7 protein-coding genes are annotated in these 7,012 nt (G+C 79.2%); 5 read left to right on the top strand and 2 right to left on the bottom strand.

Going from position 1 to position 7,012, the window contains the following annotated elements; all coding sequences use genetic code 11:
- The 3 genes from WDV86_RS05330 to WDV86_RS05320 form a co-directional block, all read left to right on the top strand.
- A partial coding sequence (locus WDV86_RS05330; RefSeq protein WP_339566562.1) for a LamB/YcsF family protein occupies positions 1–223 on the top strand: 223 nt, incomplete at its 5' end.
- Positions 216–1,988, top strand: a complete 1,773-nt coding sequence (locus WDV86_RS05325) for a 5-oxoprolinase subunit B/C family protein (RefSeq protein ID WP_339566561.1) — start codon at positions 216–218, stop codon at positions 1,986–1,988. The genes WDV86_RS05330 and WDV86_RS05325, both read left to right, overlap by 8 nt.
- A gap of 123 nt (positions 1,989–2,111) precedes the next feature.
- Entirely contained in the window at positions 2,112–3,209 is a 1,098-nt protein-coding gene (locus WDV86_RS05320; protein ID WP_339566560.1) for a UDP-N-acetylmuramate dehydrogenase, read from the top strand.
- 22 nt (positions 3,210–3,231) lie between these two features.
- Here WDV86_RS05320 and WDV86_RS05315 read toward each other — a convergent pair whose 3' ends face one another.
- Complete coding sequence (locus WDV86_RS05315) at positions 3,232–4,011, bottom strand: sirohydrochlorin chelatase (protein WP_339566559.1); 780 nt, start codon at positions 4,009–4,011, stop codon at positions 3,232–3,234.
- 186 nt (positions 4,012–4,197) lie between these two features.
- Here WDV86_RS05315 and WDV86_RS05310 point away from each other — a divergent pair, with 186 nt between their 5' ends.
- Positions 4,198–4,710 carry a hypothetical protein gene (locus tag WDV86_RS05310; protein WP_339566558.1) on the top strand — a complete coding sequence of 171 codons (513 nt, stop codon included), beginning with the start codon at positions 4,198–4,200 and terminating at the stop codon, positions 4,708–4,710.
- A gap of 166 nt (positions 4,711–4,876) precedes the next feature.
- Entirely contained in the window at positions 4,877–5,650 is a 774-nt protein-coding gene (locus WDV86_RS05305; RefSeq protein ID WP_339566557.1) for a hypothetical protein, read from the top strand.
- A gap of 37 nt (positions 5,651–5,687) precedes the next feature.
- Here WDV86_RS05305 and WDV86_RS05300 read toward each other — a convergent pair whose 3' ends face one another.
- Positions 5,688–6,932: a pyridoxal phosphate-dependent aminotransferase gene (locus WDV86_RS05300; RefSeq protein WP_339566556.1), complete on the bottom strand. Its 1,245-nt coding sequence runs from the start codon at positions 6,930–6,932 to the stop codon at positions 5,688–5,690.
- Positions 6,933–7,012: the final 80 nt, after the last annotated feature.

The raw sequence follows: 7,012 nt of genomic DNA, 5'->3' as shown, positions 1-7,012 counted from the left end.
CCCCGACGAGATCGCCGCGCGCGTCGTCCAGATGGCGACGCAGGGCGACGTCGTGGCGGTCGACGGGACGGTCGTCCCGGTCACCGCCGGTTCCGTGTGCCTGCACGGCGACTCGCCCGGTGCCGTGCAGGCGGCCCGTGCCGTCCGAGCCGCGCTGGAGGACGCAGGCGTCGCCGTCACCGCCTTCGCGCCGGGCCCCCCGGCGGGCGGGTGCGGTGGCTGAGGCCGAGGGGAGCGCCGTCCCGGTCCGGGTCCTGCCGTGCGGCGACGCCGCCGTGCTCGTCGAGGTGGCCCTGGCCGCCGGGAGCGGCGGCACCGCGCCCGACGAGGCGGCGACGGCGCTCGCCGCGGTGCTCGACCTCGCCGCCGCCCTGCGCGCCGACCCGCCGCCCTCGACGCTCGACGTCGTGCCGGCGGCGCGGACGGTGCTCGTCCGGCTGGCGGCGACGGGGCGCACCAGCGACCTGCTGACGGCCGCCGCCCACGTCCGCCGCGTCGCCGCGTCGGCCCGCGGGGCGGCCGCGGCGCGCGCCGCCCCGGCGGAGGTCGAGGTCGACGTCGTCTACGACGGCCCGGACCTCTCCGAGGCGGCCGCCGCGCTCGGCACCGACCCGGCGGGTCTCGTGGCCCGCCACACGGGGCGGCCCTGGACGGTCGCCTTCGCCGGTTTCGCACCGGGCTTCGGCTACTGCGTCCAGGACGGCCCTCGCGCTGAGGACGGCCCGGGTGCCGAGGACGGCGAGGAGGCGGGCGGCGCGGGGGACGCCGTGCCCGGCGGCTGGGACGTGCCGCGCCGCAGCTCGCCGCGCACGGCCGTGCCCGCCGGCTCGGTCGCCCTCGCCGGCCCCTTCAGCGGCGTCTACCCGCGCCGGGCGCCCGGCGGGTGGCAGCTCGTGGGCACGACGAGCGCCGTCCTGTGGGACGAGGGCCGCGACCCGCCCGCGCTGATGCCGCCGGGCGCCCGCGTGCGCTTCCGCGACGTCGGCGGCGGGCCGCGCCCGACCTCGGGAGCGCGGGCGGAGGCCGCCGACCGGGGCGCCCCCGCCGCGCGGCCGCACGAGCCGACCGTGGACGGGCCGGGCGGCGGGGGCGCCCCGGCCTCGCCCGGGCTCGAGGTGCTGGCCACCGGCCCGGCGGCCGGCGTCCAGGACCTCGGTCGCCCGGGGCTCGCGGCGCTCGGCGTCGGCCCGTCCGGCGCGGCCGACCGCGGGGCCCACCGGCTGGCGCAGCGGCTCGTCGGCAACCCCGAGCAGGCGGCCGGGCTGGAGGTCGTCCTCGGCGGCCTGCGCGCCCGTGCGCGCGGCGACCTCCTGGTCGCGCTCGCCGGCGCGCCGGCGCCGCTCGAGGTCGACGGGCGTCCCGCCGACGTCCGCTCGCCCGTCCTCGTCCGCGACGGCGCCGAGCTGGTCCTCGGCCCCCCGCCCTCCGGCGTCCGCACCTACCTCGCGGTCCGCGGCGGTCTCGCCGTCGCCCCCGTCCTCGGCAGCCGCTCGACCGACACCCTCGCGGGCCTCGGGCCGCCCGTGCTCGTCCCCGGCGCCGTCCTGCCCGTGGGCAGTGCCGGCGCGCAGCACCTCCCGCTGCCGGCGACCGACCACGCCCCACCCTCCCGCCTGCACCGCGACGGGCCGCCGGTGCTGCGCGTCGTCCCCGGCCCGCGCGCCCACTGGTTCACCGCCGCCGCCCTGGAGGCCCTGGTCGAGACCACCTGGGGCGTCGGCGCCGACGCCGACCGGGTGGGCGTGCGGCTCGAGGGCCCACCCCTCGCGCGGGCGCGCGCCGGCGAGCTGCCGAGCGAGGGCGTCGTCCGCGGCGCGCTGCAGGTGCCTCCCTCGGGCCGGCCGACCCTGCTGCTCGCCGACCACCCGGTGACCGGCGGGTACCCCGTCGTCGGGGTGGTGGTGGGCGAGGACGTCGACCTCGCGGCGCAGCTGCGCCCCGGCGACGCCCTGCGCCTCGTGCTCCTGCCCAGCCCCACCCTCGGGTGACCGGCGGGCCTGTCGCGACGGGCCCCACGCCGGCGGGCGCCGCGGCCGATGCACCTGCCCCGATCCACCTGCCCCGATCCACCTGCCCCGGCGCACCTGCCCGGCCCACCTACCCTGGCTCGCGTGACCGCCCCGAGCCCCGCCGCGCCCGCCCGCCCGCCGGCGGGCAGGGCGCCCGGCCGCCCTCTGGCCGAGCGCACGACCCTGCGCGTCGGGGGACGACCGGCGGCCGAGCACGTGGCCACGACGGAGGAGGAGCTCGTGGACGCCGTCCGCACGGCCGACGCGCACGCCCAGCCCGTCCTGCTGGTCGCCGGCGGCTCGAACCTGCTCGTCACGGACGAGGACCTGCCCCACACCGCCGTGGTCGTCGCGAGCCGGGGCCTGCGCCGCGAGCCCGTCGACGCCTGCGGGGGCGTCTGGGTCACGGTCGCCGCCGGCCACCCCTGGGAGGACCTGGTCGCCGAGGCGACGGCCAACGGCTGGCTCGGCCTGGAGGCCCTCTCGGGCATCCCCGGCTCCACCGGGGCGACGCCGGTCCAGAACGTCGGCGCCTACGGCACGGACGTCGCCGCGACCCTCGCGCACGTCCGCACCTGGGACCGGCGCGAGCAGTGCACCACGACCCTGCGCGTCGGCGACCTCCGGCTGGGCTACCGCACCTCGGCGCTGAAGGAGGAGCCCGACCGCTACGTCGTCCTCGAGGTGACGTTCCAGCTGCGCCAGGGCGAGCTGGGCGGTCCGGTGCGCTACGCCGAGCTCGCCGACCGGCTCGGCGTCGCCGTCGGCGGCCGGGCCCCCGCGAGCGAGGTCCGCGAGGCCGTCCTGGCGCTGCGCCGCTCCAAGGGCATGGTGCTCGACGACCCGGCTGCCGGCGTCGTCGACCACGACACCTGGAGCGCCGGGTCCTTCTTCACCAACCCCGTCCTGCCCGCCGCGGACGCGGAGCGGCTGCCCGAGGCCGCGCCCCGCTACCCGGCCGAGGGCGGCGTCAAGACGAGCGCGGCATGGCTCATCGCCGCCGCAGGCTTCGAGCGCGGCCACGGCCTGCCCGGCCCCGCGGCGCTGTCCACCAAGCACACCCTGGCGCTCACCAACCGCGGCGGCGCCCGCGCGGCCGACCTCCTGGCCCTGGCGCGCGAGGTGCGCGACGGCGTCCAGGCCCGTCTCGGCGTCCGGCTGGACCCAGAGCCCCGGCTCGTCGGCTGCTCGATCGGCTGAGGCTGCTCGACGCTGCGCCGTCTCAGCCGGCGACCGGCTGCGGCGCCGCGGCGTCGAAACGGGCCCAGACGGCCTGCGCCACCCGGGGGTCGAGCGTGCCGTCGGGGCGGTGCAGCAGCGGCGCGGCGACGGCGTCCGCTCCCGCCTCGACGAGCCGGTCGTAGAAGAAGCCCGGCCCGAGCAGGTACGGCGCCACGAGCACCCGGGCGGCGCCGCGGGCGCGCAGCTGCTCGACGACGGCGGGCACCCGGGGCCGCGCGACGGCGCCGTAGCCGACGTGCACCTCGCCGTCGTGACGCTCCCTCAGCGCGTCGGCGACGCGGGCGGTGTCGGCGGCGGCCCGCGGGTCGCTGGAGCCGGCGGCCGCGAGGACGACGGCGTCCCCCGGCCGGGCGCCGGCCTCCGCGAGGCGGTCGGCGAGGACGTCGTCGAGCAGCGGCGAGGGCCCCAGCGGGCCGGCCGAGACCGCCCGCGGCCACGGCGCGACCGCGGAGGCGACGTCGTGGCCGACGTGGTGGCCGGCCGACAGGAGCACGGGCACGACGACGACGTCGCGCTCGGGCGCCAGCGCCGCCACGACGTCGGCGACCGCGGGGGGCTGCACGTCGACGAAGGCGCTGCGCACGGGTGTGCCGGGCCGGTCGCGAGCCAGGGCGTCGACGAGCGTGCCGACCGCCGCCCGTCCGCGCGGGCCCCGTGTGCCGTGGGCGCAGAGGACGAGCACGGCGCCCCCGTCGTCCGGGGCCCGCCGGCGCCACCGGTCACCACGAGGGTCCCGCGCGCTCCCGAGGTCCTCGCCCATCCCCTGAGGGTGCCACCGACCGACGGGTGCGGGGGGTCCGGGCGCACGTCCCGCCCGGGGACCTGGCCCGGCGCCGTCGGGCGACTCCTGGGCGAGCGCTGGGTCCTGGCCCGGGAGCACCTGTGCCGGCCCGCCCGTCGGCGGGGCGTGTCGTCCGGCCGTCGCGGCGTGCAGGAGGATCGGGCCATGACGACCTCTGACGACAGCACCCCTCGCCCCGGCGACCCCGACCCGCTCGGCAGGAGCGACGACCCGACCACCGAAGGGGTGACCACCGACGTCGACGACGAGGTGCTCGTCGTCCAGGAGCCGGCTGGCGGGGGCGGCTCGGCCGCGCCCGGGCTCGCGCTCGCCGGCCTGCTCGCCGGGATCATCGCCCTGTTCACGGCGGCCGGCGAGGCCGCCGTCCGCGAGTGCACCCCGAGCCCCCTCGGTGAGACCGCGGCCACCGGGGCCGACGGCTTCCTCACCGCGCTCGTCCTGGCCCTCGTCGCCGTCCTGCTGTCGGCCATCGGCGCGGCCACGTCCCGCACCGACCGCTGGGGCCTCCCCGTCGGCGTGGCCGGCATCGTCGTCGGCCTCGTGACCGTCGTCCTCTGGCTGCTCACGGTCTTCGCCTTCGGCGCCGACCCCGTCGACGTCGACCAGATCGCCACGCAGCAGCAGGCGCTCCTGCTGCAGGGCTTCGGCTGCGCCTGAGCCCCCGCACCCGCCGTGGGCGGGACGACGCAGCCCCGGGGTCCTCGGCCCCGGGGCTGCGTCGTCCCCGGCGGCTCCTCCCCGCCAGCTCCTCCCCCTGGACCCGCGGCGGACGAGGCGGCGCGGGCGTGCACGAGGTGCGCCCCGACGGTGGGAGCATGCGCGGGTGGGACTGGGTGGGGCGCCGGGGGAGTGGGCCGGCTACGAGTGGGTGCGGCTGGCTGACGTGCCCGGCGGCGCCAGCACCTCCTCGCGCGCGGGAGGTCGACGTCCAGGCGCCTCGGCGCTCCCGCCGCCGAGGCACGGCAGGCCCGTGCGGGCGGGCCAGGCCGGCGGCCAGGGCACGACCCGCCCGCCCCAGACCCAGGGCCACACCCAGACCCACACCCAGACCCGGACCCGGAGCCAGACCCAGGCGCCGGACCGTCTCGGTGCCGCGGTCCTCGCCTTCCTCGACCGTGACCCGCTGTGGGGCGAGGGCCCCGGCACGCGCCTGCTGCTCGCCGACCTCGACAACCTGCGCGCCGGCCCGGTGCGGTGGCGGGCCCGGATGACCGTCGTCGCCGGCCTCGCGGCCCAGGCCGACGTCGTTGCCATCTCCGGCCAGCACGGCGCCGCCGCCCGCGGGGCACCCCACCTCGGGAGGTGGGCGGAGGTGGTGCGCGCCGTCGACGACGGCAGCGACCTCGCCGACCACGAGCTGCTGGCCGTCGCCGCGCAGGTGCCTCGTGAGGCCGAGCCCCTGCGCGTCGTGGTCGTGAGCAACGACAACATCTTCGCCGACCTCGCCGCCCGCGGGCGGCTCGTCGTCGTCTCGCCGGGGGCCGACGCGCTCAGCGAGCGGCTGGACTCCGCCGCGGCGGACGTCGTCGACCTCGCGGCGCTGGAGGGGGCGATGGCGGCCGGCCTCGACGACGTCGTCGAGGCCGACCCGCGCTGAGCCGCGAGGCCGACGGCGCAGGGCCGTCGGCGTCCGCTCAGCGCGCCTCGCCCAGCAGCCGCTGGATCCGCCCGACGCCCTCGACGAGGTCGTCGTCGCCGAGGGCGTAGGACAGCCGCAGATAGCCGCTCGGGCCGAAGGCCTCGCCCGGCACGACGGCGACCTCGGCCTCCTCCAGGAGGACCTGCGCCAGCTCGGCCGAGGTCTGCGGCGTCCGACCGCGCAGCTCGCGCCCCAGCAGCCCGTGCACGCCCGGGTAGGCGTAGAACGCACCCTGCGGCATGGGGCAGGTGATCCCGTCGACCTCCCGCAGCATCGAGACCATCGTCTGCCGCCGCCGGTCGAAGGCCTCCCGCATCGTCGCCACCGCCGACAGGTCGCTCGTGAGCGCCTCGACGGCGGCGCGCTGGGAGACGTTCGCGACGTTCGACGTCAGGTGGGACTGCAGGTTCGTCGCGGCCTTGACGACGTCGACCGGCCCCGCCAGCCACCCCACCCGCCAGCCGGTCATGGCGTACGTCTTCGCGACGCCGTTGAGCACGAGGCAGGTGTCGGCGAGCTCGGGGACGGCCACCGGCATCGAGACCGCCGTGACGCCGTCGTAGACGAGGTGCTCGTAGATCTCGTCGGTGACCACCCAGATGCCGTGCTGCAGGGCCCAGCGGCCGATCGCCTCGACCTGCTCCGGCGGGTGCACGGCGCCGGTCGGGTTGGAGGGCGAGCAGAAGAGCAGCACCTTGGTCCGCGGCGTGCGCGCCGCCTCCAGCTGCTCGACCGAGACCAGGTAGCCCTGCTCCTCGCCGGCGAAGACCTCGACGGGCACGCCGCCCGCGAGCCGGACGGCCTCGGGGTAGGTCGTCCAGTAGGGCGTGGGCAGGATCACCTCGTCGCCGGGGTCGCACAGCGTGGCGAAGGCCGTGTAGACGGCCTGCTTGCCGCCGTTGGTGACGAGCACCTGCGACGGCTCCAGCGCCAGGCCCGAGTCGCGCGCCGTCTTGTCCGCCACGGCCCGCCGCAGCTCCGGGAGCCCGGCGGCGGGCGTGTAGCGGTGGTTGGCCGGCTGCCCGGCCGCCGCGACGGCGGCCGCCACGACGGGCTCGGGCGTCGGGAAGTCCGGCTCGCCCGCGCCGAAGCCGATGACCGGGCGGCCCTGCGCCTTGAGCGCCTTGGCCCTCGCGTCGACGGCCAGGGTGGCGGACTCGGCGATGCCACCCACCCGCGCGGACACGCGCCGTCGGTCGGTGGCTGCTGCCGGACGGGAGTCGGTCGTCGTGTCGGTCACGACGTCGATCCTGGCACCGCAGGCGCGACCCGCGCGAGGGCCTGCCGCGGCCGCCCGGCCCCCGGTGCTCCGGCCCGGCT

The sequence above is a fragment of the Pseudokineococcus sp. 1T1Z-3 genome (assembly GCF_037482365.1).
Classification (GTDB): domain Bacteria; phylum Actinomycetota; class Actinomycetes; order Actinomycetales; family Quadrisphaeraceae; genus Pseudokineococcus.
Note: the sequence above shows the minus strand (reverse complement) of the source record. Positions and strands in the feature narration are given on the sequence as shown.